At 54.6% G+C, this 26,836-nt stretch carries 20 protein-coding genes; 13 read left to right on the forward strand and 7 right to left on the reverse strand.

Annotated features, from left to right (window positions below; genetic code table 11):
- Positions 1-172: 172 nt before the first annotated feature.
- The gene (locus ACFSSA_RS04855; protein ID WP_386818849.1) at positions 173-2,179 is read left to right on the forward strand and encodes an ATP-dependent helicase; all 2,007 of its coding nucleotides are present in this window, start codon (positions 173-175) and stop codon (positions 2,177-2,179) included.
- A 15-nt stretch (positions 2,180-2,194) separates the two neighbouring features.
- Here ACFSSA_RS04855 and ACFSSA_RS04860 read toward each other — a convergent pair whose 3' ends face one another.
- Positions 2,195-3,028: a hypothetical protein gene (locus tag ACFSSA_RS04860; protein WP_386818850.1), complete on the reverse strand. Its 834-nt coding sequence runs from the start codon at positions 3,026-3,028 to the stop codon at positions 2,195-2,197.
- A 95-nt stretch (positions 3,029-3,123) separates the two neighbouring features.
- Here ACFSSA_RS04860 and ACFSSA_RS04865 point away from each other — a divergent pair, with 95 nt between their 5' ends.
- Positions 3,124-4,134 (forward strand): hypothetical protein, encoded by a 1,011-nt coding sequence (locus ACFSSA_RS04865; protein WP_386818852.1) that lies wholly within the window; start codon positions 3,124-3,126, stop codon positions 4,132-4,134.
- Between the two features lie 9 nt (positions 4,135-4,143).
- On the opposite strand, the gene ACFSSA_RS04870 is transcribed toward ACFSSA_RS04865, so the two are convergent.
- On the reverse strand, positions 4,144-4,731 hold the full coding sequence (locus ACFSSA_RS04870) for a TPM domain-containing protein (protein ID WP_386818853.1): 588 nt from the start codon (positions 4,729-4,731) through the stop codon (positions 4,144-4,146).
- An 83-nt stretch (positions 4,732-4,814) separates the two neighbouring features.
- Here ACFSSA_RS04870 and bioD point away from each other — a divergent pair, with 83 nt between their 5' ends.
- Both bioD and rsmB read left to right on the forward strand, forming a co-directional pair.
- A complete protein-coding gene (bioD, locus tag ACFSSA_RS04875; protein WP_386818855.1) occupies positions 4,815-5,456 on the forward strand; it encodes a dethiobiotin synthase in 642 nt (213 codons plus the stop codon).
- Between the two features lie 57 nt (positions 5,457-5,513).
- Positions 5,514-6,749: a 16S rRNA (cytosine(967)-C(5))-methyltransferase RsmB gene (gene rsmB, locus ACFSSA_RS04880; RefSeq protein ID WP_386818857.1), complete on the forward strand. Its 1,236-nt coding sequence runs from the start codon at positions 5,514-5,516 to the stop codon at positions 6,747-6,749.
- Position 6,750: 1 nt separating this feature from the next.
- Here rsmB and ACFSSA_RS04885 read toward each other — a convergent pair whose 3' ends face one another.
- Positions 6,751-7,278 carry a peroxiredoxin-like family protein gene (locus ACFSSA_RS04885; protein WP_386818859.1) on the reverse strand — a complete coding sequence of 176 codons (528 nt, stop codon included), beginning with the start codon at positions 7,276-7,278 and terminating at the stop codon, positions 6,751-6,753.
- A 246-nt stretch (positions 7,279-7,524) separates the two neighbouring features.
- On the opposite strand from ACFSSA_RS04885, the gene ACFSSA_RS04890 reads away from it, so the two are divergent.
- The 3 genes from ACFSSA_RS04890 to ACFSSA_RS04900 all read left to right on the forward strand — a co-directional run bounded on the left by ACFSSA_RS04890 (position 7,525) and on the right by ACFSSA_RS04900 (position 14,882).
- A complete protein-coding gene (locus ACFSSA_RS04890; protein ID WP_386818861.1) occupies positions 7,525-8,151 on the forward strand; it encodes a peroxiredoxin in 627 nt (208 codons plus the stop codon).
- A 109-nt stretch (positions 8,152-8,260) separates the two neighbouring features.
- Positions 8,261-8,413 carry a hypothetical protein gene (locus tag ACFSSA_RS04895; protein WP_386818863.1) on the forward strand — a complete coding sequence of 51 codons (153 nt, stop codon included), beginning with the start codon at positions 8,261-8,263 and terminating at the stop codon, positions 8,411-8,413.
- Positions 8,414-8,564: 151 nt separating this feature from the next.
- Positions 8,565-14,882 carry a lamin tail domain-containing protein gene (locus tag ACFSSA_RS04900; RefSeq protein WP_386818865.1) on the forward strand — a complete coding sequence of 2,106 codons (6,318 nt, stop codon included), beginning with the start codon at positions 8,565-8,567 and terminating at the stop codon, positions 14,880-14,882.
- A gap of 96 nt (positions 14,883-14,978) precedes the next feature.
- On the opposite strand, the gene ACFSSA_RS04905 is transcribed toward ACFSSA_RS04900, so the two are convergent.
- Together ACFSSA_RS04905 and ACFSSA_RS04910 are read right to left on the reverse strand one after the other, a co-directional pair.
- Positions 14,979-15,563: a J domain-containing protein gene (locus ACFSSA_RS04905; protein WP_386818867.1), complete on the reverse strand. Its 585-nt coding sequence runs from the start codon at positions 15,561-15,563 to the stop codon at positions 14,979-14,981.
- Positions 15,520-15,870: a HesB/IscA family protein gene (locus ACFSSA_RS04910; protein WP_386818869.1), complete on the reverse strand. Its 351-nt coding sequence runs from the start codon at positions 15,868-15,870 to the stop codon at positions 15,520-15,522. The genes ACFSSA_RS04905 and ACFSSA_RS04910 overlap by 44 nt, the downstream gene beginning before the upstream one ends.
- Before the next feature lie 116 nt (positions 15,871-15,986).
- Here ACFSSA_RS04910 and ligA point away from each other — a divergent pair, with 116 nt between their 5' ends.
- A complete protein-coding gene (gene ligA, locus ACFSSA_RS04915; protein WP_386818871.1) occupies positions 15,987-18,155 on the forward strand; it encodes an NAD-dependent DNA ligase LigA in 2,169 nt (722 codons plus the stop codon).
- Between the two features lie 143 nt (positions 18,156-18,298).
- Here the strand turns inward: ligA and ACFSSA_RS04920 are convergent, their stop codons facing one another.
- Positions 18,299-19,036: a hypothetical protein gene (locus ACFSSA_RS04920; protein WP_386818873.1), complete on the reverse strand. Its 738-nt coding sequence runs from the start codon at positions 19,034-19,036 to the stop codon at positions 18,299-18,301.
- Positions 19,037-19,262: 226 nt separating this feature from the next.
- Between ACFSSA_RS04920 and ACFSSA_RS04925 the strand changes: the two genes are divergently transcribed.
- Entirely contained in the window at positions 19,263-20,219 is a 957-nt protein-coding gene (locus ACFSSA_RS04925; protein WP_386818875.1) for a PhoH family protein, read from the forward strand.
- Here the strand turns inward: ACFSSA_RS04925 and ACFSSA_RS04930 are convergent.
- Positions 20,216-21,403 carry an AraC family transcriptional regulator gene (locus ACFSSA_RS04930; RefSeq protein WP_386818876.1) on the reverse strand — a complete coding sequence of 396 codons (1,188 nt, stop codon included), beginning with the start codon at positions 21,401-21,403 and terminating at the stop codon, positions 20,216-20,218. The genes ACFSSA_RS04925 and ACFSSA_RS04930 overlap by 4 nt on opposite strands.
- A gap of 177 nt (positions 21,404-21,580) precedes the next feature.
- Between ACFSSA_RS04930 and ACFSSA_RS04935 the strand changes: the two genes are divergently transcribed.
- From ACFSSA_RS04935 to ACFSSA_RS04950, 4 genes are all read left to right on the forward strand, one after another.
- Positions 21,581-23,857 (forward strand): FAD-dependent oxidoreductase, encoded by a 2,277-nt coding sequence (locus tag ACFSSA_RS04935; RefSeq protein ID WP_386818878.1) that lies wholly within the window; start codon positions 21,581-21,583, stop codon positions 23,855-23,857.
- 41 nt (positions 23,858-23,898) lie between these two features.
- Positions 23,899-25,629, forward strand: coding sequence for a sodium:solute symporter family transporter (locus tag ACFSSA_RS04940; RefSeq protein ID WP_386818880.1), 1,731 nt, complete (start codon positions 23,899-23,901; stop codon positions 25,627-25,629).
- 134 nt (positions 25,630-25,763) lie between these two features.
- On the forward strand, positions 25,764-26,363 hold the full coding sequence (locus ACFSSA_RS04945) for an RNA polymerase sigma factor (RefSeq protein WP_386818883.1): 600 nt from the start codon (positions 25,764-25,766) through the stop codon (positions 26,361-26,363).
- Between the two features lie 52 nt (positions 26,364-26,415).
- Positions 26,416-26,802: a hypothetical protein gene (locus ACFSSA_RS04950; protein ID WP_386818885.1), complete on the forward strand. Its 387-nt coding sequence runs from the start codon at positions 26,416-26,418 to the stop codon at positions 26,800-26,802.
- The last annotated feature ends 34 nt before the right edge of the window (positions 26,803-26,836 follow it).

Here is a 26,836-nt window from a genome sequence, read left to right on the forward strand (position 1 = left end):
TAAGACCAAGCCGCATCCATCCCTAGCGATGGGTGCGGCTTTTTTCCTCAAAATATCCGGTGCCATCACGTTTCGAACGATTGATTGATAAGTTATTCACATCCGTTGCCAGTGAAAATTCCCTAAGCCATTGCCAAAAGCATCGCGCCGATATTCATTCCCACTCGCACCCATGGCCAACGACTTTGCATTTGAATCCCTGAACCACGCGCAGCGCGAAGCTGTAGCCAATCTCGATGGTCCGGTAATGATCCTCGCCGGTGCGGGCACAGGCAAAACCCGCACGGTAACATGCCGCATCGCACACATGCTCGAGAAAAAGGTCAATCCCGCGGAGATTCTCGCGGTGACTTTCACCAACAAGGCCGCCTCCGAGATGAAGGAACGTATCGGCGGGATGGTCTCAAAGCATGCCGCCAACCAGATGACCGTCTGCACCTTCCACTCGCTCTGTGTGCGGCTGCTTCGTGGCGGTATCGATAAGCTGGGATACAAAAAGAATTTCTCCATCACCGCCTACTCGGACCAGGTCGGCATTATGAAAAATCTCCTCGTCCGCAAAGGAGGCACCGATGAGAAAATAAAAGCGGAGAATGTGCTCTCGGAGATCTCAAAGGCGAAAAACAAAGGGATCGATCTCGCCGACCTTCAAGACGATTATTTCGCGCAGCTGGCAGTCGCCTATCAAAATGAACTTCGCGCCCAAAACGCCGTGGATTTCGATGATCTCCTGTTACTTGCCGAGCAAGTTCTACGGGAGCACTCCGATGTCCGGGATCACTTCCGCAAGCTCTACACCCGGGTGACGGTGGATGAGTTCCAGGACACAAACTCCCTCCAGATGAGGCTTTTGCAACAGCTCGTGGGAGAGCCCTATCACGTGTGCGTCGTCGGCGATGACGATCAATCCATCTACGGCTGGCGGGGTGCCGAAGTGGCCAACATCCTGGAGTTTGAAAACTTTTTCCCGAATCCGAAAATTATCCGGTTGGAGGAAAATTACCGCTCCTCCGAAGCTATTCTCCATACCGCAAACTCCCTGATCAGACATAACGTCGGCCGCCGGGAAAAAGCTCTCCGTTCGACAAAAGGTGCGGGACAGAATGTGCGGCTTGTCGCCATGCCGGGTGATGACGAAGAGGCAGATTTCATCGCAGATGAGATACTTGGGGAGAAAACCGCAGTCGGCCGCGAATGGGAGGATTTCGCGATCCTTTTCCGCACCAATGGCCAATCCCGCAAATTGGAACTGGCACTCCGCGACAGGAAAATTCCCTACCGGATGGTCGGTGCCCAATCCTTTTACGACCGGCGTGAAATCCGCGATGTATTGGCCTACGCCGCGCTGCTTGTGTCTCCGGACAACGATGTTCCGCTCCTGCGTGTGCTAAACTCTCCCAACCGCGGTATTGGCCAGACCACCGCCGTCCTGGCGACTGACTGGAGCCGGGAAAACCAGCAATCCGTCTGGCAGGCATTGTGCGATCCGTTTTTCACCACCACCATCGGGGCCAAGGCACGCGGCGCGATCGAAGACTTCGTGGCCGTGATCTCTGCCGCGAAAAACCGCATCGATCTAGTCAAGGAAAACCCGGCGGATGTTCTAAGCGATCTGCTCAAGGAAATCGATTATCTGCCATGGATCGAGCGTGGCTGCAAAAACGACACGGAGCGGATGCAGCGCGGGGAATCAATCAACAACCTCATCGCCAGCCTTCGCCAGCACGTGGAAAAAGGTAAAAAGCTCCAGTCTTTTCTTGATGATTCCGCTCTTGCTTCCGATCGCGAGGACGATGATATCGAAAAGAAAAAGGGTGCTACCCTGATCACTCTGCACGCCTCGAAGGGCTTGGAATACCCTATCGTCTATCTTGTGGGTCTGGAAGAAGGCGTCCTTCCGCACAGCCGTTCGATTGTGGAGGGAACCAAGGATGAGGAGCGCCGTTTGTTATACGTGGGAATTACCCGCGCCCAGGAATCACTAACGATGACTTATTGCACAGTGCGGATGAAATGGGGTCAGAAAACCGGCTGCCAATCCTCCACATTTATTCCTGAAATGGACGATAAATACATCGAGCATACGACATTCGATGACATTCAGAATACCGAGATGTCGGAAGACGACCTCGATAGCTTTTTCGCATCGATGAACAATATCTTCGATACCACGGAGTAGCTCCCTACGCCCGAATTACTCGACGATCTCGAAACTCACCTCACCTAATTTAACCGCACCGAGATCAATCAGAGTCTGCAGATAGATATTCTCCGCAGCCCCACCGCGGAAAGAAGGAACTTTTGATGGTTCAAATTCATCCGCTTCCCATTGCCTGCGGAGCACCATGTATGATCTCACGTCAGTCATCACATCTTGCGGAACAGACAATAGGTAATATTTCACCGGTCCTTTCCAGGTCTCGCTAACAGTGCGGGCGATATCAAATCGACGCTCGGGCGTTTGAGGGCTCAGCACAGGGAACAATCCATTCCAATAAGGCATGCCGAAAACCTGTAGCTGGTGATCATCGGGAATATTTTTCCCTTTACCCTCCAACACGATCTCATTTCCGATTTTTACTTTTTCTCCATCGGATTTCGAATTCAATTCACCTATCGGCATGTCTTTTTCACCGAGTGCGGGCACCTTCGCTGCAGTCACCACTTCATCGCCATTCCGTAACATTTGTAAGGCTAGCCGGGCGTCCAGTGTGGCCACTTCCAACGCATGATCCCGCTTGCCCTTTATGAGCTCGATCCGCTGCTCGATCTCCGGAGCCAATCTACGATCTTCCGCTAGCAGCTTCGGGCTGATCTCACGTAGGTGGTTTAAAAAAGAATCGTTCAGTTTGCTCAGATTCTTGCGTGCTTCAGCCTCGCTACTCGCTTTTGATAAAATCTGGTGGACTGCAGTAGAATACTTTTCCTCTGCGTCGACCAAAGCCTTTGGCAGGACTTCCGCCGTGAGCGGACTGATCAACATCAGCAGGATCAGAAGATTTCGCAGCAGCAGTCCTGAGGAACTCATACCTAACAGCATGCTGGAACGGAAGTTTCCCGCCAGCACAAAACAATCGCAAAAATCCATTTAACAAACCGGATTTCACCACTAAAACTCCTGCCATGGCCCAACGCGCTGAAAAAGCATACGAACTGATCAAATCCGCTTACGAGCGCGAGCGCTTGGCTCATGCCTTCCTGATTTCCGGGGATCTCGGCTGCGGCAAGGAAGAGCTTGCCTCGCGGCTCATCTCGCTGGTCAACAGCTCCGGTGAGGTCGGTGGCATGGATCTTTTCGGCCAGCCGGTAGAAGTTGTCGTCCCTCCTCTCGATGAGCAGGAAAACGGTTGGGTGCGGGTGATTCGCCCACGCTCGAAGAGCCGCCGGATATCAGTCAGTGAAATCCGCGATCTGGAACACACGTTGCAACTGGCCGCTCCCAGCGGCGAGACCAAGATCGGTGTGATTGTCGATGCGGACAGAATGAACGAGCAAGCGGAGAACGCTTTCCTGAAAACTCTGGAGGAACCACCGAATGCCACCTTGCTTTTACTCTTAACCACCAAGCCGCAGCGGCTGTTGCCAACGATCCTTTCCCGCTGCGTGCAGGTGAAACTCACCGGCGGTCGCTCGCTCGGTGCCAATGGCGGAGACGAACTTGTCGCCGAGCTCAATCGCGTGGCTGCAAAGGGCTTCGGCAACCCTGTCACCGCCCTTCATTTGAAATCCGTGTTCAGTGACTTCATGGCCGAGAAAAAAAGCGAAACCGAAGTGGCGGCCAAGGTCGCGGCGAAAGAAGAAATCGCCACCTACAAGGATGGAACGGACGGCTCTTGGCTGAAGGAGCGCGAGGACTTCCATAAAGCGGCTGCAGAAGCGGATTATCTCGAAGCGCGGAACCGTTATCTGGATGTGATCCTTGCCTGGCTCGCCGATCTGATCCGTATCAAAACCGGTTCCAGTGGCTTGGATTTTCCGGATTCCGCAGGACAGCTGGAAAAAATCGCGGAGGGAGAGAGTATTTTCCAAATCACCAAGCGTCTGGATGCCCTGGAGAAACTCCGCCAGACATTGGAAACGAACGCCTCCGAACAGCTAGCTCTGGAAGTCGGCTTTCTGAGAGCATTTGCATAAAGCTAAATGCTAAAATTCGTTTTCTCCGTATTTCACCCCTTCATTGACGATCGAGACACTTTCCAGCAAGCCTTCGAGCCCATCAAGGAGGAGATTGAGCCCCATTTCCCAGTTCTTTGATTCAAAGGCAGGGCCGGAAAGCTCCAGAAGATGATTCAGCGCATCGGGCCGCAATAAGGGTTCCAGCCCATAGCCGGGCACAATCGCGGAATCCATGCGGAAAGGATCGATAACAACCATAAGCGCATGGTTCTTCCTGCCCCGCTTCCCCTCTCCGGCAATCGCCGCGGCGTTGAAAAGCCAGAACGCGTGCATGGAAAATGGATGCTCGCTGGAAAATCGATGCATCACCACCTGCAGCACCAGCTGGGGGAAACGCCGTTGAATTTTTAGAATCTGCTTCTTCAGTCGATTGACATCCGCTCCACGGAGATGACCGGTGGTGTCCGCCACCATCGGATTCAAACGTGGCAAAGCGCCGACCAAAGCGCTCGTCCGCGGATACGAAAGCCGGCAGGCCGGACACTCGGGAGCATCAATCTGAATTAGGGTCTGGCAATACGGACAGTGGATCACTTGCGGAAGATATACTGACATTGACCGGTGGGTCGAAGAGAAAAAGAACCCTCCGCGCACCTTCTGGGCTTGACCGTCCAGCGTGCGGCAAGCTCCCTCCCCCTGTGAATTTCTTCATAACAGGCACGGATACCGGAGTAGGGAAAACCTACGTCACAAAACTCATCATCGAGTCCTTACGCGCGGAAGGCACAGACGCCATTGGCTTCAAGCCGGTTTCCTGCGGCGATCGTGAAGATGCGACGATTCTTGCCGCAGCATCCGGCGACCTGCCCTTGGATGAGATCAATCCGCTGCATTTCCATTCTCCTCTCGCGCCCCATGTTGCCGCTTTACTGGAAAACACCAGTATCAACCCGCAGGAAATCGTTCGTTCCTACCAAGAGCTCGCCGCAAAATCCGGCATGATGCTTGTCGAGGGTGCCGGCGGCTGGGAAGTCCCGCTGACGGAGAAATATTTCATCTCGGATCTAGCAAAAGACCTGAATCTTCCGGTGATTCTTGTTGCAGCAAATCGCCTGGGAGCACTGAACCATATTCTGCTTTCCCTCGGTGCCATCAAGGCAAAGGGTCTCACCTGCGTCGGTATCATCCTCAATCAACTCGAAGACGAGATGGACACGCCCATGATCACAAACAAAGGCATCCTGGAATCCCTCACAGATGTCCCACTGCTGGATCACATCATTCATAATCAGGATTTTCTTTCACCGGAACTCATCGACACGCTCCTCGGGAACAGCTAATTCCTTGCTCCCGCATTCCCAAGAAAAAGCCACCCTCCCACCAAAGACCAGAATCCTGTGCCTGCTAAAAATTTCCACGTCCGCCAAGCCGCCGTCTCCGCCCTACGCGCATGGGCGAAAGGCCACGATTACGCCGAGTCCCTTGTCGAACGCCATGCCCAGCGCCGTATGCTGTCCTCCTCGGATCGCGGCTTGTTGCAGGCAATACTCTTCGGTGTTTTGCGCCACCGCCGTATTTTGGATCATTGGATCTCCAAGCTCCGCCAAGGCAAGCTCGACGCGGAAACCCGCGATGTTCTACGCGTGGGTCTTTGCCAGATACTTATTCTCAATATCCCCGATCACGCCGCGGTCAACGAGACTGTCGAAGCGGGAAAAACATCCGTTCGGCCTTTGATCAATGCGGTTTTGCGCAAGGCGATCACTTCCCGGAAACGGCTAATGGAGCAACTGGACGAAATGCCGCCGGCGGTTCTTTATTCCCATCCGGACTGGCTCTACAACCGCTGGAGAAAATCTTTCGGCAAGGCCAAAGCCACCGCCATCATGGAGTGGAACAACGAGCCTGCTGAGACGTATTTCAGGATCAATCCCCTCGCTCCACCCGAGGGAGAAATCCCTGGCAAAAAGCTCGATCACGCGCCTGATTACTATCTCTTGGAGGGGAAACTCCCCACCCAGCTTCTCGCTGCGGGAAATGTGTATATCCAGGATCCGGCAACCCGCCACTGCATCCAGTTGATGGCGCCGAAAAAGGGTGAGAAAATTCTGGATGCCTGTGCGGCTCCCGGAGGCAAGGCGTTCCTGATTGCTTCCGAGCTCGGCGGTGGCGAAGGATTGACCTGCACCGACTCCAATGAGAAACGCCTCCCCCGCCTCGAGGAAAATCTTTCGCGTCTCCACATCAAGGCCGATGAAATCTCTGTGCACGATTGGCGCAAGCCGGCTCCGGAGCGTTTTCTCAACGCCTTTGATGCGATACTGCTCGATGTCCCCTGCTCCAATACCGGAGTGATCCGCCGGCGGGTCGATGTCCGCTGGCGCATCCAAACCACCGACATCGATGATCTGGTAAAAATCCAGGCTGAGATCCTTGCCAATGCGCTTCCATGCCTCAAGCCTGGCGGACGCATCATCTACTCGACCTGCTCGATCGAAGATCTGGAAAATATCGAGCTGGTGAAAGCTTTTGTAGAGAATCACCCGGAGCTGGAGCTACGTAAGACACTGCAAATCACCCCGACAGAAAATGGCACCGACGGAGCGTTTGCAGCGGTATTGAAGCTCAAATGATTCAAGCCTCAAAGGTTCCGCGAATCGGGTAGTCATTTTCCTGCACCCACTGGACGGATTCGATCAATTCACCCAGGTCAGCCCGATTGAATGGCGTATTGGAAAGCTCGATCAATTGCAGCTTTCCTTCGGCATTCACCGCAAAGGTCGCAGGCTCGGCAAAGGGCCTGTCCGTCTCCTCTTTGCTGCGCGGTTCCGAAATGTACAGCCCCAGTTCCTTCATCTCCCCGATGCTCAATCCGTAGGCGACAGGAATGGTGAGCTCGTGCTCATCCACCATCTTTTCAGCCTTTTCAACAGGATCCCCGGAAACGGCCAGAAGCTCCACTCCCAGCTTTTCAAAATCCTCCTTTAGCTCTTCCATTCTTGCCAGATACTTGTGACAGATCGGGCAGTGCAGGCCGCGATAAACTGTCACAATCTGCCAGTTCCCGGGCTTTTTCACCTTTCCCAGTGTAATTTCACCCGCGTTTACCGTGGAAAGAGTGATAGCCGGGAGCTTACCGCCTGAAGTTATTTTCTTACTCATAATTTTCGTTGTGTCTGATTGATCATCCCGCGTCGGGAATAGCCCCGGTTTGTCCGGGATGATGATTGGCCAAGGTCCACCAGAATAGCGATTGGTCAAACTACAGTCCGGGGCCATCGTAGGGTTCCACGGGTTTCGGACTCAAAATCACTTGCAGAATACCCTCAATCGGGACTACGCCGTTGCCGTCCACCGCAGTCTGCGGAACTTCACTGAACTCAAAAATTTCAGCATCCAAGAAATATCATGTCCGTCCTAGTAGGTAAACCAGCCCCATCTTTCAGCGCAAAAGCCGTAAAAGGTGAAACCATCATCGAGGACTTTTCCCTCGATCAATACATCGGCAAAAAATATGTCGTTTTCTTTTTCTATCCAAAGGACTTCACCTTCGTTTGCCCGACGGAGCTTCACCGCTTCCAGGAAGAGCTCGCGGAGTTCGAGAAACGCAATGTGGCAGTCGTAGGTTGCTCCACTGATTCCGAGTTCTCCCACTGGGCGTGGCTGCAAACTCCACGCAGCAAAGGCGGCATCCAGGGTGTCACCTATCCCCTCGTTGCGGATATCAACAAAACCATCTCCGAAGACTATGATGTCCTCGCCGGTGACTTCGAGATCGACGAAGAAGGCAAGAGTGTCGTCGTTGGCGAGCTCGTGGCCTATCGCGGCCTGTTCCTCATCGATCTCAATGGCATCGTCCGCCATCAAGTCGTAAACGACATGCCGCTCGGCCGTTCCATCCGTGAGTGCCTCCGCGTTGTCGATGCTCTGCAGCATTTCGAAGAAAATGGTGAGGTCTGCCCGATGGACTGGGAAAAAGGCTCCGATGCCATGACCCCGGATCATCAAGGTGTCAGCAGTTACCTTTCGAAATAAACGGAAGTCTTCCCCTTTCCCCACGGGCATTGTCGCAAGGCAGTGCCCGTTTTTTTTATGAATAAATTCTCTCTGGCCAGAAACGTTGGCCGGAGCCAAACTTCATGCCATGAAAGCGTTTCTCTCCCTCCTGATCACCCTTCTAATCCTGATCGCAGTTTTAGGAGGCGGTGGTGCCATGTTTTATCTTGCGAGCAGTAGCGAGTTTTCGCGGGCTCCGGAGACCCCGCCGACTTCTTCGCCGGCAAGTCAGCGCCGCTGAGCCAGCCCGGTTTTTCCTCTATCGTTTCCGACGGATTCGATTGTCGAGCCCGGCGCACGCACGCTGGGATTTTGTGTCCGTTCTGGCACAAACACGCGAATGACAGCCTTCGGACGCATGCATGGAATGCGGGGAACCTCTACCTCCCCCAATGAAATTCCATACCACTGCCGCCTGTATCACTGCAGCGCTGGCCACGATACCAGCCCTCGACGCGCAACTGATCCTCACCGAAATCCAGTCCGATGGACTGAGCGATTTCTGGGAGCTCACCAATACCGGAACGACCACCATAAACCTCGGCGGATATGCCTGGGATGATGACAGCCGCCAAGCGGCATCCGGTGTCACGATTCCCGCCAACACGATGATCGCACCCGGCGAATCCATCGTCTTCACCGGAGAAAACAGCGCGACATTCCGCACCCAGTGGGGCATTGCGAATACTGTCCAAATCGTCGAGGGCGGCCCGGGCTTCGGGAAAAACGATGGGGTAGCATTCTTCGATGCCGGCGGAAGCGAGCTGTTCTTTTTCACTTACGCAGCGGGCGGCTTCACCAAAACGGACGGAAATGCCTCCACCGGCGATCACGCCGGGATCTCAGCCGGCGGGGCCTCGGGCCAAGCCATTGTCTGGGATGCCTCCACAGGCAGCAGCACACCACGCTACACGTATGCGACCGGCACAAGCCTTGGCACATTCGCGGCTGCGGCCAGCTCTACAAACACCGGCTCTCCAGGTTACAGCGGATTCGGCGTGGCACCGCCTTCGATTTCCCTTTCGTTAAGCGTTAGCGCCGCATCATTTCGGGAAAGCGCCGGAAGCCCGGCCTCGATCGGCACGGTAACCCGCACAGGATCCACTTCTGCGGCGCTGGAAGTATCACTGACCTCCACGGATACCACCGAAGCATCCGTGCCCGAAACCGTCATCATTCCCGCCGGACAAGCTTCCGCCACTTTCGAAATCAACGCTATCGACGATATTTTCCCGGATGGCGACAAGACCTTTGACATCACCGCGACAGCGACCGACGCGACACTTGGCACCATCGAAATCACAGTCACCGATGATGCCGATGTTTTCCCCCACAATTTGTTACTTACGGAAATCCTCTCCAAACAGGACGGCAGCAATGAAGACTTCTGGGAGCTGACAAACATTGGAGCCAATCCCGCAGATATCAGTGGCTACACCTGGTCCGACAGTGGCGGAAGCTATAACGAGACATTGGACAAAGTCCCTTCCGGCACGATCCTGGCTCCCGGTGAATCCATTGTCTTCACCTCTGAGGATCCCGCCGTTTTCCGGGCATTCTGGAACATGCCTGATGGGGCGAAGATCGCGTTCACGCCAAACGCTCCGGGTCTGGGTAAAAACGATGGAGTGCGGCTTTTCGAAGCGGGAGGTAATGAGGTATTTTTCGTAAGCTATGAATCAGGCGCGTTCAACCGTGCGGACGGGACTGCCTCTCTCGGAGGCCATTCCGGCTATTCCGCAAGTCCTGATGGCTCCGATGAATCCACCTACGAAGTCAGATCCATGGTCTGGGTGCCGGATAGCAACCCTGCGCTTTATACAGCTGCCGATGGCACAAACTTCGGCACCTACGCTCCAGACTCCCTCGCGGGTGAAATCGGTTCCCCGGGAAATCGCGGACTGGTCATCCCTACCGTCTCCATCTCATCGGCGGAGATTTCCGAAGGCGATTCCGGCAGCAAAATCCTCACTTTGGATGTCACCCGTTCCCATACAGACACTTCGTTTACTGTCGATTACGCCGTGACCGGCGGGACGGCCACGGCAGGAGAGGATTTCGAGGCGATCAGCTCTGGATCCATCAATTTCACCGCCTCTGGAGCCGCTACGGAATCTATCGATATCAGCGTGCTCGGAGATACCGTCGGAGAAGGAGATGAAACCATCATCCTCACGCTCTCCAATACCGTCAATCAACTGGGCAACACTGTCATTGCAAAATCCCAGGGCATCGGAACCATCCTCAATGATGACCAGGTTGCCCCCGCGTTCAGCATGCAAGCCTCCAGCGGAGCCATTGTAAGCGGCGGAAATACCACGCTTTCCGTAGTAGCCACCGGTTTCCCGGCGCCTACCTTCCAATGGTATCTCGGAGAGAGCGGAGACACCTCCAACCCGATCGCCAATGCGACGGGTAGCACTTTCCAGACACCGGCACTTGCCGGGACAACCCGCTACTGGGTGCGCGCAACCAGTGGGAATTTCTCCACCGATAGTGATACCGTCGTCGTGGAAGTTGTCACCAGCCCTTCATCCGTGGATCTCTCCACCTATGTCCGCATCGGTCGATACGATCTACCGGAACCGACCCGCACCACCCTCCCCTCCGGAACACCCTCGCACAATTTACTCTGCCAGGAAGCTTCCGCAGTCACTTACAACTGGGATACAGATACGCTGTTTATCGCATGCGATGGTGGCCGCTCCCTCACTCAGGTTTCCAAGACCGGTGAGCTGATCGATACCATGACGCTTGCCTTGGGAAGCAGTCCGCAGGGAACCGAATTCTACGATATCGAAGGCATCACCTACATCGGCGGTGGTGAATTTGTGATGAGCGAAGAGCGCGATCGCCAGCTGGTGAAGTTTACCTACACAGCCGGAGCGACATTGGAGCGCTCTGCGACACAGACCGTGAAGATCGGAACTTTTGTGGATAACACCGGCACCGAGGGACTCACCTTCGATCCACTCACCGGTGGCTTTATCGTGCTCAAAGAAATTTCCCCGTTGGGCATTTTTCAGACGGGCATCGATTTCACCGCAGGAACAGCTACCAACGGCTCTCCCACCACGGAAAATTCCACCAACCTTTTTGACCCATCGCTTAGCGGGATGAGTGACTTTGCCGATGTATTCGCAATGGCCAACCTCCCAGCCACAGCCGGGAAACCACAAGAAGGAAATCTGATCCTTCTCAGTCAGCAGGACGCGCGGGTTGTGAACATCGACCGTAGCGGCAACATTCTCAGCACGCTTCAGATCGTTTCAGATCCCGGCAACCCTCTCACTGCGGCAAACCAGCAGCATGAAGGTGTCACCATGGATCGTGCCGGAAATCTCTATATCGTTAACGAAAACGGCGGAGGCAGTATCGATTTCCCACAGCTCTGGGTTTACGCGCCATCCTCTGCCGCGAACATGGCCCCGACTCTCGTGGAAGTGGACAATGCGATCACGACCATCGCGGAAAACACCAGCACGGCATCTCCGGTGAAAGTCGGCGACATCATTGTCACCGATGACGGTCTCGGCACCAATGAGCTATCACTCGCAGGTCCGGATGCCGCCTTCTTTGAAATTTCGGGCACCAGCCTCTTTATCAAGTCCGGCACGGAGCTGGATTTTGAAAGCAAATCCTCCTACGCCATCACCATTGAAGTCGATGACAGCTCCGTGGGAACAAGCCCGGACACCTCTGTAGCCTACACTTTGACACTCACGGATCTGGAGCCGGAAACTCCGCCAGCACCGGTGATTGCCATCACGGAAGTTACACCGTGGTCCAGCAGCACCGCCGTTGGCGCGGATTGGTTCGAGCTCACCAATACCAGCACGGCCACAGTCAACATCACCGGCTGGAAAATGGACGACAACTCGGGCTCTTTTGGTAACTCTGTAGCTCTCACCGGCATCACTTCCATCGCGCCAGGCGAATCGGTCATCTTTATCGAAGGCGATTCCACGACTGTGGCAGCTTTCAAAGCCCATTGGTTCGGCTCCAATCCACCCGCATCACTCCAGGTCGGCTACTATTCCGGCAGTGGTATCGGCCTAAGTGGAAATGGCGACGCGGTGACGCTCTTCAACGCCAGCGGAAACCAGCAGGCCAGAGTGGACTTCGGCTCATCCCCCTCCACCGCTCCCTTCGGCACCTTCGACAATACGCTCGCGGAGAATGACACCATTCTCACACGTCTGAGCAGCATAGGCTCAAATGGCGCCTTCGCGGCAGCTGCCAGCGCCAGCGAAATCGGTTCTCCCGGCTTTTCCGCCCCCGGTAAATTGATCGTCAGCGAAGTAGCCCCTTGGTCCAGTGGCAACAGTCCCGTCCGTGCTGATTGGTTCGAGGTGACCAATATCGGAGCCAGGCCGGTAAACATCGAGGGATGGAAAATCGATGATTCTTCCGAAACTCCCGCAGATGCCGTCCCACTCATCGGGATCTCCAGCATCGCACCGGGCGAGTCTGTGATTTTCCTCGAAAGCAGCACCCCGGCCACCACCATCACCACGTTTGTCAGTACATGGTTCGGTCAAAACCCACCCTCCAATCTGCAAATCGGTTCCTACAATGGCGCCGGCCTCAGCACCGGTGGCGATGCGGTAAACCTCTATGACAACTCGCTGCCGACCAATATCCGGCGAGCCAGCGTATCGTTCGGACGCTCCGGACAATCCGCTCCATATGCCACGTTTGACAACTCGGCGGGACTGGATGTCGCGACCATCACCCGGCTCAGCGTCGTGGGGATCAACGGAGCTCACATCGCAGCAATGCATGGCAGCGAAACCGGCTCTCCGGGAAATATCAACAATCCGCCTTTCATCAGCCCCTCGTTCGCAAGTTGGCTCTCTTCCAACGGATATACTTCGGCAGGCTTTGGAAACGATAGCGATGGTGACGGCCTCACTGATGCGCTCGAATACTTTTTCAACCTGAACCCCAATGAAGGAAGCGGCTTCGGGAATCTTCCGGCCCTCTCGGATGACTCGGGAAATCTGGAACTTGCCTTCACCACCCAGATGCCAAGCATCGGCCTTACGGGAAAAATTGAAACCAGTGCGAACCTCGAAGACTGGTCGGACGCCTTATCCGGTGTGGATTACACGGTGAAAAGCCAGGTGGATACCGCCAACCAACGGTCCACGGTTCTCACTCTTGCCCCGGCCATTTCACCTGCCGGTCAATCGGCCGATTATCTCGTCCCGAACTCGAACCTCACCGATGGAGCATCCACCGGAGGCGCTCGCGTGATAAATCACGGGCTCGTCGGCGTGGGACGTCTCAGCGGAGGCAGCCTCGACAAATTCGGTGAGACCATGGGAGCAGCTTCCGGCTTGTTTATCACGAACTGGAGCTACGATGCCAATGGCGAAAGATTCACCGGCACCTTCAATGTTCTTCCGGATCGTGGATACAATGCCGATGGGATCTTTTCCAACTATGCTGCCCGCCTGCACGAGGTCGATTTCAGCTTTGTGCCCGCCTATGGCAGCGAACCCGTCGCCCAAGGCCAGATCCAACCGGTCTACAACAACGTCTCGGTGAAGTTCACCTATCAGGATGGAGGAAAAACCAAGTTCACCACCGGCTTGAACGTAACGAACACGGCTACGGCATTCGGCCAGAGCGTAGGTGTCGCCACAGCGGCAAACGGTCCCGGCGGTGCCCAGGAAAGCCTCCTCTGCTTCGATGCTGAGGCAATCCACCTTTTCGCCGACGGTTCCGGATTCGTTTCCGATGAATACGGCACCTACATCGCCCGTTTCAATGCAGCGAAGGAAATCACCGGCATCACCCAACTCCCGGAATCAGCCCGCCCGCACAAGCCGGCTGGGATTCTGAACTTTGATTCCATTGCCGCCCCTACCACCGGCCGCCGCAATAACCAGGGACTGGAAGGTATGTCGGTCTCTCCGGATGGCACACGTCTGTTCGCACTCATGCAGAGCGCACTTGTCCAGGACACCGGCGCTGGCCAGCAAGGCAGAAACCATACCCGCCTCTATGTCTACAATATCGAGGGTGCGCTGCGGGAAACGCCGGTCCTCATCGGGGAATACGTCGTGCCGCTGCCAAGGATCGATACCAACGGTGACAACTCGGGTGCTGACAAAACCGCCGCCCAATCGGAAATCACCGCGATCAGCAACGGCCAGTTCCTGATGCTTCCCCGCGACGGCAATGGCCTCGGCACGGGCTCGGCAAACCCGATTGTTTACAAATCGGTCCAGCTGGTCGATTTCTCCTCGGCGACGAACATCCTCGCTCTCGCCGATGCGGAAGCCGATGCAATCAGCCCCGGCGGAGTGCTCGACCCATCCGTCAAGGCGGCAGCCGCGCTGGATGTCATCAATATGCTCGATGCGGATGACCTCGCAAAATTTGGCCTGAACACCAATACCTCAGCGCCGGACTCCAATACACTGAATGAGAAGATGGAAGGTTTTGGTCTCGTCCCGGATCTCTCAACTCCTCAGCAAAACGACTACTTCCTCTTCGTGGCAAACGATAACGACTTCCAATCACCGGATGTCAAAATGGTCGATGTAGCGGGCGCTCTGGTCAGCTACGGCGACGGGCGCGCGGACGCGGGAAATGGAAAAATCACGAATGATGCGATGTTCTACGCTTATCGTCTAACCATTGAAACCGGCGGAAAACGCTTCTACCGCATGAGCGTTTCCGAGACAGATGTGGAATAAAGAAATTCCGAGGGAAACTTCGGCCACATCCTGATTCCTCAAAGCCTCCGCATTCACCTGCGGAGGCTTTTTTATCGTCTCCCGTCACCGGGAAAATCACATCAGTCTACCGTAAAGCCCCTTCAGAGTGCCGCGCCACTTTTCGAGAAAAATCAGATCCCGCAAAATTTTCGCGGCGTCATTCTGATTCTTTTCCAGCATCGCAAATCGATCGATGCGTCCGCGGATCTCTGTTTCCACCTCCGCGAGCAAATCCTTCAATTTTTCACGACGTGCCATCAGCTGCACCTCCAGCATCGCCTTCGCAAGAGCCGATTGAGCAGCCGCATTGCGTCTGATCGCCTCTTCCGCACCCGAGCCCGTTTCCGCCACTTTCTGGAAAAGATCCATGAGCGAAGCCTCAATCTGCCCGCGGGGATCGACCTCCACTCCTTTCGCAGCCAGCCACTCCCTGAGACGGGCGGATGGGCCGAGCAGCACCTCTCTCGCTGCCTGCAGCCCGGAAAATTCCTGTTCGCTCCCGCCGGAATCCGGATGAGCCTCCGCGGCTTTCCTACGAAAAGCCTCCCGCACTTCCTCCTCGGAAACGGTAAGCTCCAGCTCTAACCCAAGTTTTTCAAAAGCATTCATGGGATCCTCACGCAGCAAAGCTCTCGCCACATGAACAGGTGACCACCGCATTCGGGTTGCTGACTTTAAAGCCGCCTTGCTGGAGATCATCGGAATAGTCCAGCTCGCTGCCGCTTACAAACAAAGCGCTTTTTGGATCAATCACCACGTTCACTCCGTTCGAAGGGATGAGAATATCCCGATCCCGCGGCCCATCGACCAAATCCATCTTGTATTGTAATCCAGAGCATCCGCCACCGATCACCGCAATACGTAAAGCTCCATCCGCACGCCCCTGCTTTTCCAGTAGCGAACGCAAATGACTTGAGGCACCTTCCAGCACCTTCACCAGCTTTTCATTTCCAATCTTGTAATTCACAGCACTCAACGGCGCTAACCTGCTCCCACCTGCCCTCCTCGTCAACTCGCAACAGAAGCCTCCCGTCCTACTAGTTTCGCCTTCTCAGCATCTATCCGGTCCACTATCAAATCGCCATGAATTCCGAGCTCGATCTCTTTTCCGATTCTTCTACACCAGAGAAGCGCGTTGCCGAGCTACGCCAACTCATCGATCACCACAATCGCCTCTACTACACCCAGGCGGAACCAGAGATCTCTGACGCGGATTACGATAAACTTTACCGCGAGCTGGAAGATCTGGAAAAAGCCCACCCGGAGCTGGCCGACTTGAATTCACCGACGCAGCGTGTGGGCTCGACTCCGAACTCCGCTTTCACCCAGGTAAGCCACCCGGTGCCAATGCTCAGCATTGATGATGTTTTTGAGCTCAAAGACTCCCCAGAGCCAAAAGCGGAACTGATATCCTTCTACGAGCGGCTGCAGAAAAACCTCGGGCGCAAAGATATTGCAGTGACATTGGAGCCCAAGATCGATGGCGTTGCCGTCTCGCTCTATTACGAAAATGGAGCTCTCAAATATGCGGCCACACGTGGTGACGGCACCATGGGAGATGACATCACGCAAAACGTCCGGACGATCCACAGCCTGCCACTGAGCCTCCGCCCCACAATCGCACACAGCAGCCGGAAATACATCGTGCCCTCGATACTTGAAGTGCGTGGCGAGATTTTCATGCCAAACTCCGCCTTCGCGGCGATGAATGAAGAACGCGATGAACAAGGCCTACCCACCTTTGCCAACCCGCGCAACGCCACCGCCGGAACCGTCAAGCAACTGGATTCCCGCATCGTTGCCACCCGCCCGCTGGCATTTCTAGCGCACGGGCTGGGTGCTTACGATGGGGAAGAGCTGGGCTCCGAGCACGATTTCCATGAGCTCCTGGACACACTTTCCATCCCGCGAAACCAGCCGATCCGCATCGCGAAAAATCTGGAAGAATTGCTCCTTGGGATCGATTTTTTCCGCAATCATCGTCATGAGATCGATCACGCAACGGACGGTGTGGTGATCAAAGTTCTTGATCGGAAAGAGCGGGAGACGCTCGGTTTCACATCGCGTGCCCCACGCTGGGCCGCTGCCTTTAAATTCCTTCCGGAGCAGCAGGAGACCACGCTGAAATCCATATCCGTTCAGGTCGGCCGCACCGGCGTGCTCACTCCCGTCGCGGAGCTGGAACCGGTGCTGATCTCAGGCTCCACGGTATCCCGTGCAACCCTCCACAATCAGGACGAAATCGAAAAAAAGGGTATCTATCTGGGCGCAAGAGTCCTCATCGAGAAAGCCGGAGAAATTATCCCGGCCATCGTCAAAGTCATCGATCCGGATCCGTCTGCGAAACCATTCTCGCTTTACGATTCAGTCGATGGCAAATGCCCTTCCTGCCAGGCCCCCATTACGCGGGAAGAAGGCTTCGTCGCATGGCGCTGCACGAATTTCGAGTGCCCGGCTCAAGCGACGACTGCCATCACCCACTTTGCTTCCCGCAAGGCCTTGGATATCGACTCCATGGGAGAAACCGTCGCGGAAGCATTGGTCCGCCACGGCTATGCCACCAGCCCGCTGGACCTTTTTTCCCTGACGGAAAACCTGCTTGCCAACTTGAACCTCGGCACAGAGGAAAGCCCGCGTCGTTTCGGGGAAAAAAATGCCGCAAAAGTCCTGGCATCGCTCAGCTCCGCACGCGGCAAACCTCTTCACAAGTGGCTCTACGCCATGGGCATTCGCCATCTCGGCGAGTCCGCCGCAAAGGAACTCTCGCGCCTACATCGGCAGCTCTCTGATCTTTCCACTTCCCCGGTTCTCGCGGAGCTCATCAGTGATACCCGCGCAGATGCGAAGAAGAAAAATCCCGAGCTGGAGCCTTTTGCAATCACCGGCGATGTAGGTCCGGCAGTGGCGGAGTCCGTTCTGAGTTTTTTCCGTTCCCCTGCTGGTGAGCATACGCTCCGCAAGCTGGCGGATCTGGGAATCGATCCGGTCTCCGATAATTATGCGCCCAAACCGGCGGAAGCGCCGAAACTTCCGCTCTCGGGGAAAACCTTCGTGATCACCGGCACGCTCTCGCAGGATCGCAGCTATTTCAAAGACCTCATCGAAAAAAACGGAGGCAAAGTATCCGGCTCTGTCTCCAAAAAGACCAACTACCTTCTGGCCGGGGAATCCGCCGGCTCAAAATTCGACAAAGCGACCCAGCTGGGAGTGGTCATTCTCAGCGAGGACGCTCTAGCGGATTTGCTCGCCTGACTTTTTCCCGGCAAAACCGCCGGATCACTACTGCCCGGATCTGTTATCCCATACGCGGAACAGGCGGGGCCTTCTTCCGGTCCCGCCTGTTTTCTGAAAGCTGAAAAATGTTTTCCGAGCCATCACGTGGCCGCCCCGGCCGGCTAGCGCCTACGTCTCAATAGCAGCAAGCCGCCGATCATTCCGAGCAAAGCGCTACCCGGCTCCGGCACACTGAAAGACATGTTATCAAAGGTATAGACGTTTCCTTCCTGGCCGTTGAAAGTCTGAAGGAACAAGGTCTTGACGCCATTGACGGGGAGACCTCCCATTGCGTTGGTATCGCTCGAAGCCGTCGTGGTCCGGGTGTTATCGATCCACACATCGTAGGCGCCTGTGACGAGCGTTTGCATGGTGTTGTCAGGTGCGGTGTAGGCAAAGTCAGCGCCTGTGACGTTGAAAAAGATATTAAAGGTTACCGGAGTCGTCCCAACCGCGCCACCATTGAGCGTATAGGCAAAATCCGCCACTTCGTTACTGCCGGTGCTACGTCCGCCTTCCGTCATCTGGAGGAAAATCGAGTTATTTGTTGCTGGGTCTGGCACGACATCGTGTGTGATATCAAAGGTAAATCGTCCAGCAAGAGCCGCAGTGGCATTTTCAATCGCCAGCTGCTGGCGGTTGGTATCTGCGGTAAGAGTCACACCTCCACTGCCATTAGCCACCACGCCGGAGGTCGTATCAAAAGTGCCCGTTCCGGTGGCGGTGGATACGCCGTTAAGGTCAGTTCCGGGAGTCGTGTAGGAATTAAAATCCTCGGACCAAGCCACGGTTAGGGCGGCGCTAGCTGATTGAACGGCGAAGATTCCAGAGAGAAATATACTGTTTAGGATAAATTTCATACCCCTAGGCTTTGAATAAGACTCCTTCCCCGTCAATAAAAAACTTAACTAAAACTATTACATGTAACTCCCAACTTGTTGATAATAAGAATCCAGCAGTTATCCATGCGCCATTGCCAGCGAGGTTGGAACGATAAATCGCATATTCACAATCCCTGTCCCGAATACTGTTTTACTCCGACGCTGCAGGGATTATGGTTGCGGGATAACCTACATTCCGCATCGCTTGAAACCCATCACTCTAAAGATTGAATACGATACACCGCAGTTTCTCCATGGCCTATTTGCCAACGATAGGCGGAACCTTACCTATCTGGAGAAGGAGATCGGGGTGAAAACGGTTTCCCGGGAGGGATGGATCAGCTTCACCGGTGAGGAGGCAGCTACGGCGACGGCGAAGAATATTTTTGCGGATTTGGAAGCATCACAGCGAAACGGTTCCCACATTTCGGACCGGGATTTCCGGTTGGCGATCGATATCGCGAAGCAGGCGGGAGATACTCCGCTGAACTCACTTTCTACGATTAAATTAGTAGGATCGAAAAACCGGAAAACCGTTTCACCCAGGACGCCGAACCAGTTGGCTTATGTGAAAGCCATACAGGAAAACGATGTGAGCTTCGGGCTCGGTCCGGCGGGAACGGGTAAAACCTATCTCGCCATGGCTGTGGGCTTGCACATGTTGAAGAAGCGGCAGGTCCACCGGATTATACTCACGCGCCCGGCAGTTGAGGCGGGTGAAGCGCTGGGCTTTCTTCCCGGCGATCTGAAGGAAAAGGTAGCCCCATACCTACGTCCTCTTTATGATGCCATCAATGACATGCTGGATCCCGAGGAAGCGCAGCGCTATCTGGATGAGTCCATTATTGAAATAGCGCCCCTGGCATTCATGCGCGGGAGGACGCTTTCCCGCTCTTTCGTGATCCTGGATGAGGCCCAGAATACGACGCGGGAGCAAATGTTCATGACTCTCACCCGTTTGGGCGAAGAGTCGAAACTCGTGGTCACCGGTGACAGCTCACAGGTGGATTTGAAGCCCGGTATTCACTCCGGACTGCACGAAGCGGAGCACGCTCTCGGCGATATTGAGGGAATATCTTTCACCAGGTTTTCGCCATCGGACATCGTCCGCCATCCTATCGTGGAGCATATCGTGAAAGCCTATGAAAAATTCAGGGCCTAGCTTTTCTGCCCACCCGCGGATTTCGGAGGATTTGGCTCGCGGGATATCAGGCGATACTTACCGGGCGAGATTCCGGTTTCTTCTTTGAAGACCGTTCCCAGATAGTTGTAAGTCGCATAACCGCAGGCCTCGGCGACTTCCTGAATGGAGAGGTTCGTCTTGGAAAGAAGCTTACGGGCCCGCTCAATCCGCACCCTGCGGATCTCCTGGGCGGGGCTTCTACCCAGATGACGAATAAAGCGACGCTCCAGTGACCTTCTGGCCATTGGAACCTCTTTTAAAATATCCTCCACCTGAATGTTTTCACAGGCATGCTCCCGGAGATAATTCAACGCGCGGACCAGTTGGGAATCATTGATCGCCATCGTCTCCGTAGAGAGTCGCTTCACGACTTCCTTGGGTTTCATCAGCACGGTTTGCTCGGGAGGTTTCTGTCCGGCTAGCATCCGGTGGAGAATGGACGCCGCTTCAAATCCTATTTCCCGGGCCGGTGTCACGACTCCTGAGAGCGGCGGATGACACGCGTCGCTCAGCAAGTCATCGAAGTCTCCAGCCAATATCGCCACATCATTGGGGACGGAGATCTCCGCTTGACGGCAGGCACTCACCAAATCCCGTCCGATCTGAAAACCCCATGTGTAAATCCCGATCGGCTTCGGTAGATTCTTCAGCCACGGGATCAGCCGATCATCACTTCTTGGCCAGGTGGGATCATTGCCGTGTCCCTGCTCGGGCTTGAAGATATGGCAATCCGTCCCGGTTTCCGCCAATCGTTTTTGAAATGCCTGTTCGTGCCTCTGTACATAAGGAAGATCCATTCTCCCTACGTAAGCAAACTGGCTCAATCCCCGGTCCCGCAGATGAGCTTCCGCCAAAGAGCAAGCGACCTCGTTATCGACGGTGACCCGAGGAAAATTACAGTTTTCAAAAACAATTCCGGAAACATTCACCACAGGAATCGCCATTCTTTCGAAAAGCGCGGACATCTCGGGAGACGTGATCCGTGCCACCACGCCGTCGAATTCAAAACCCTGGGGTAGAGTTGGCTGCTCATTGCGACCTGAAGGATTGATCCACACGTCCCAAGGACCTACTTCGATCGCGTAATCCAAAACACCTCTTACGATCCTACGCCCCCATCCGGTGGCCGTATCAACAAGTATGGCAATTTTCGGAACTTTCATGACATCTTCGTTTGGATAACAAGACTTCCGTTCTGGAGTGGTAAGGATCGATCGTCAAGGCAATATGACGCATTCCCGAAGAAAATAGACGCTTTTGCGTATAGTCAGTCCAATGATTAGTCGATAGAAATCCGAAAACAAACTAGCACTCACAGACCGAGGGTAAGAGAGAATTTCATGAAGATATTTGAGAAAGAAGCAGGACGGCGTTTGAAACAAGACATTTTGCATGCAGATCTTGTCGTTACTGGTGGAGGATTGGCAGGGGTTTGTGCTGCGATTACAGCCGCGCGCGAAGGGATGAAGGTCGTTTTGGTCCAAGACAGGCCTGTCTTGGGCGGCAATGCGTCCAGTGAAGTGAGGCTCTGGGCTCTGGGTGCCACGTCCCATCTGGGAAATAATAACCGCTGGTCCCGCGAAGGCGGAGTGATGGGTGAAATTCTGGTGGAAAACCTTTATCGGAACCCGGAAGGGAACGCCAATTTGCTCGATGCACTGTTACTCGATAAGGTTCTCTTGGAGCCGGCCATCACGCTTCTTCTGGACACGGCGGTGAATTCCCTCCGAAAGAATGAGCTCGGCCATATCTCGGAAATCGGTGCCTTTTGCAGCCAGAATTCCACCTGCTACACACTCGCGGCTCCACTTTTTATCGATGCCTCGGGCGATGGGATACTGGGCTTTCTCAGCGGAGCTAGCTACCGGATCGGCGCGGAGGCGGCCTCCGAGTTTGATGAGGCATTCGCCCCCGATGAGGAATATGGCGGGCTTTTAGGCCACTCCATGTATTTTTATTCCAGAGATACAGGGAAGCCTGTGAGCTATGTCGCCCCTTCCTTCGCCCTCAAGGATATCACAAAGATCCCCCGTTATAAAAACTTCAAGGCCGGGGATACCGGCTGTCAGCTATGGTGGCTGGAGCACGGCGGACGGCTGGATACCATTCACGATACCCGCCAAATCAAACAAGACCTGCTGGGAGTCATCTATGGAGTATGGGATTACATCAAAAACTCAGGAAATTTTCCAGAGGCCGAGAACCTCACGCTCGAGTGGGTCGGCAACGTCCCCGGAAAGCGCGAAAGCCGCCGTTTCGTGGGCGATTATATGCTCTCCCAGAAAGATGTGATCGAGCAAAGGTGCTTCAAAGATGCCGTCGCGTATGGTGGCTGGGCTATCGATCTCCATCCCGGCGACGGAGTTTTCAGCAAACTGAACGGATGCACACAATGGCACAGCAAGGGTGTTTACCAAATCCCGTATCGAACGATGTATAGCCGGGATATCCCCAATCTGTTTCTCGCAGGCAGAATAATCAGTGCCACGCACGTTGCCTTCGGGTCGACACGCGTTATGGCGACTACTGGCCATTCTGCCCAGGCAGTAGGTATGGCCGCCGCCATCTGTGCGGAAAAAGGCATCTTGCCGCGCGATGTTCTGGGAGAGGAGCAAATGGGGCTGCTTCAGCGTAGGCTCACACGGACCGGCCACTACATACCTTTTCTCGATATCGAGGATCCGGAAAATCTCGCCAGCAAGGCCTCGGCAAACGCCAGCAGCACTTTCGAGCTCCACGAACTCACGCCTGGAGCCGATCGTGATCCGCTTGATCGCCCGCGGGCCATGCTTGTCCCGTGCAAGAAGGGCAGTGTTCCTCCGGTGACCTTTTATCTGGACGTGGAAAGCGGCTGCGAAATCGAGGCACAGCTCCGTATTTCATCGCGCAGCGCCAGCTTTACCCCGGATATCACTCTGGAAACATGCAGAATCAGCGTGCCTTCAGGGAAAACCGTGCCGCTGGAAATCGCTTTCCAAAGCAGGATCGAGCACGATCAATATGTGTTCCTTTGCCTAATGCCTGTGGAGGGAGTTTCAGTCATCACCTCGGATCAGCGGGTCACCGGAGTGCTTTCCGTCTCGCATAGTGGCAATGACAAGGTCGCCCGTTCTTCCGTGCAGGAGCCGCCGGCCGGGATCGGTGTCGACAGAGTCGAGTTCTGGCTTCCCCAGCGGAGACCCGGAGGGAAAAACTTTGCGTTGAAATTTGCCGAGCCGATCCATCGCTTTGAGGCAGCACAGGTTCTCAGCGGCCCACAGCGTCCGTCGTTTGGGCCGAACGCATGGGTCGCAGCTGCCGGAGACAAACAACCTTCTTTGAAATTGAAATGGCAGGAAGCGATCGAAGTAAAAACCGTCGCCCTCTTCTTCGATACGGATTTCGACCATCCGATGGAAACCGTCCAAATGGGCCATCCAGAACGGGAAATGCCTTTCTGCGTTAAGGATTTTGATCTCATCGATGGTGATGGGAAAATCATCCACGAAGCCCGTGACAATCATTCCACGCGCTATCTTGGGACCATGCCCGAGGGGATGCTGCTCGCGGAATTGACCGTGCGGGTTCTCGCTACCCACGGTGCTCCCGCAGCGATATTTCAAATTCAATGCTTTTGATCAGGGTTGGAAACCACAGCCTCCCCCTCTGAATAACACCCATGCAGCTCACCGACTATCTCGTCATCCTTCTCTACGTGCTCGGCATCGTCGGTGCCGGATTGATTTTCGCCCGGAAGGTTAAAAGCTCCAATGACATGTTCTCCGCCGGCGGCCAATCCCCGTGGTGGGTCTCCGGATTGTCAGGCTTCATGACAATGTTCTCTGCCGGGACATTCGTGGTATGGGGCGGCATTGCCTATCGATTCGGCTTTGTGGCAGTGGCCATCAGCATGTGTTACGGCATCGCCGCACTGCTCGTCGGCTGGTTCCTTGCAGGTTATTGGCGAAAACTCGGCGTTAGCTCGGCCGCGGAGTTTCTGAGACTACGTTTTGGAAAATCCGTCGTGCAGTTCTACACCTGGTTCCAAGGCTTCGTGGGCATTCTCAGCATGGGCGGAGCCGTCTATGCTCTGGCTAAAATCATCAGTGCACTGATGCCGCTACCACAGGGCCACTTTCTCGCGGATCCGGCTACCGGATTGCTTTCCGTATCCTTCGCCTCGCTAGCAATCTGTATCATGGTCATTCTGATCACATTTTCCGGCGGCCTGTGGGCCGTGCTGATGACTGATGTGCTGCAGTTTGTCATTCTCACAGTATCGGTCATCTTTGTCGTGCCGCTGATTCTCATGAAGGCAGGCGGGCTGGGAGCCTTCATCGAAAAGATGCCCGAGGGTTTCGCATCGCCCGTGGCCGAGGATTTCACCTGGTGGTTCCTGATCGGCTGGGTGCTCATCCATTTCTTCAAAATCGGCGGAGAGTGGGCATTTGTTCAGCGTTACACATGTGTCCCGAGTGCCGGAGATGCAAAAAAATCCGCTTATATTTTCGGCGTGATGTATCTCATCAGCCCGATCATCTGGATGATGCCACCTTTGGTCTACCGGGTGATCAATCCCGATGCCGATTTCGAGCAGGCATATATTCTCGCCTGCCAAATGGTTCTTCCGGCCGGTATGATGGGCCTGATGGTCGCGGCAATGGCCTCGGCGACGGCCAGCATGGCGACGACCCAGCTAAATGTCTTCGCAGGCGCCTTTACCACGGAACTTTACCAGCAGCTTATCAATAAATCCGCCTCAGAGAAGCAGCTTGTTTTCGTGGGACGGGTTCTCACCGCAATACTGGGGATCGGTGTCTTGATCGCCGCCTTACTGATCCCGCGTTACGGATACACAAAATTCATCATTGAAATCACCACGTTGCTTACGGGACCGTTGGTTTTGCCCACAATCTGGGGGCTCTTTTCACGAAAAATCGGCCTCAGGGAAGTCTGGATCACCACGTTCCTAAGCTTTCTCGCCCTGATTGTTCTGAAATTCGGTCTCAGCCAGACAGGATTCCTAAGCGGTATCACAGCTCTGGAACCATTGATCACCTTGGTTTCAGATCATATCAGGCTAGCGGATCTTACCTCGGGAATTGCTGTGCCTTTTCTCATTCTCTGCATTTTGGAGGTTTTCACGAAATCCGAACATCCCGGCTGGCAGCGGGTTATGGCGAGCAAGGCCAGCTACCAGGAGCTGCCACCTGTGGAGGCCTCCACCATGCCCGCCAAAATGGTGGCTGTCACCTTGGCTATCGTTGCCGCTGTCATGGCCGCTCTCGCTATGATCGACAAGGCGGAGGGAAAAATTCTCCTGATCTTCTCAGCCGTATTATTGGGAATTTCCGGAGTGACCTTTGCCACCGTGAGAAAAATATCGGCACGGAGCTCCGGGAGATCCTGAACCTTTACGTTTTTTTAATATTTTAGTTCACGCATAACACTAATACAGAGGGATTAAGCAATTTTAGTAGCCTTTACAGCGTTCTGACGGCGTGTAGCATTATCCCACACTGCCCACCCGCATCCCCCCCTTACATGTTCCGTCAGTCACGCCCCCCTGACCCTGACCAAGACCTCGTTTCCCGCGCCAAAGAAGGCGATACCCGGGCTTTCGATGCCTTGATCCTCAAGTATGGCGACAAACTATTTGGTCTGGTTTATAGCATGACTTCCCACAAGGAAGACACCCACGATTTACTCCAGGAAATTTTTGCCAAAGCTTATCAATCGCTCCCCAGGTTTCAGGGTAAATCCACTTTCTACACGTGGATCTACCAGATTGCCACCAACCGCACATTGAACTTCCTGAAGAAGCGGAAGACCCGTGCGACGAGTAGCATCAATGAAATGGAAAGTGCCATCCATCAGGATCCGGCACTCATTGACACCACCAGCACTGCCAACCCGGAGAGGCAATCGAGTATCAACGAACTCCAGAAAAAATTGAACGAATCCATGATGACACTGTCTGAATCCCACAGAATGGTTGTCACACTATTCGATATCCAGGGACTCTCGCACGGCGAGATCGCCGCCATATTGAAAACCTCTGAGGGAACCATTCGATCCAGACTCCATTATGCGCACCTTCAACTCCAGTCTGCCTTACAGCAAACCTGGGAGGAAAGATTTTAAAAACATCTTGCGCAAGGTGGATATATTTTATAAATCTTAAGCATCATCCGCCATGAAACCTTCGGTCGAACAAATAAGTGAACTTCTCTCGCAGCGCAGCGATTTGCGCCCGGAGGAAGGCTACTGGCAGGATTTCCTTCAGGAATTTCACCATAATCAGCGCGCGGCTGAGACTTCCAGGTCCGCACCCGCTGCTTTTTTCGAGCGCATTCGCTCCTGGGTGTCTGAAGTGAGCCCGTCCAAATGGGCCTATGGTGCGGGCCTCGCCTACGCCGCAGCAACCGTTGCATTTTTCCTGGTTCCCCGTGGAGCCGAGGTTGAGACGATGCCAAGCTCACCGGTGAATCATCAGGTGGTTCCCGCTCCGGCTTTGGAGCAGTTGGAACAGTTGGACCTGGATCCTTCCACGGAAGGCACCGCAGGTGAGCAAGTGTTCTGATCCACCTTCCCCACCCCTTCGATGGTCTCCCATA

The organism is Luteolibacter algae (assembly GCF_042683045.1).
GTDB classification, from domain to species: domain Bacteria; phylum Verrucomicrobiota; class Verrucomicrobiia; order Verrucomicrobiales; family Akkermansiaceae; genus Luteolibacter; species Luteolibacter algae.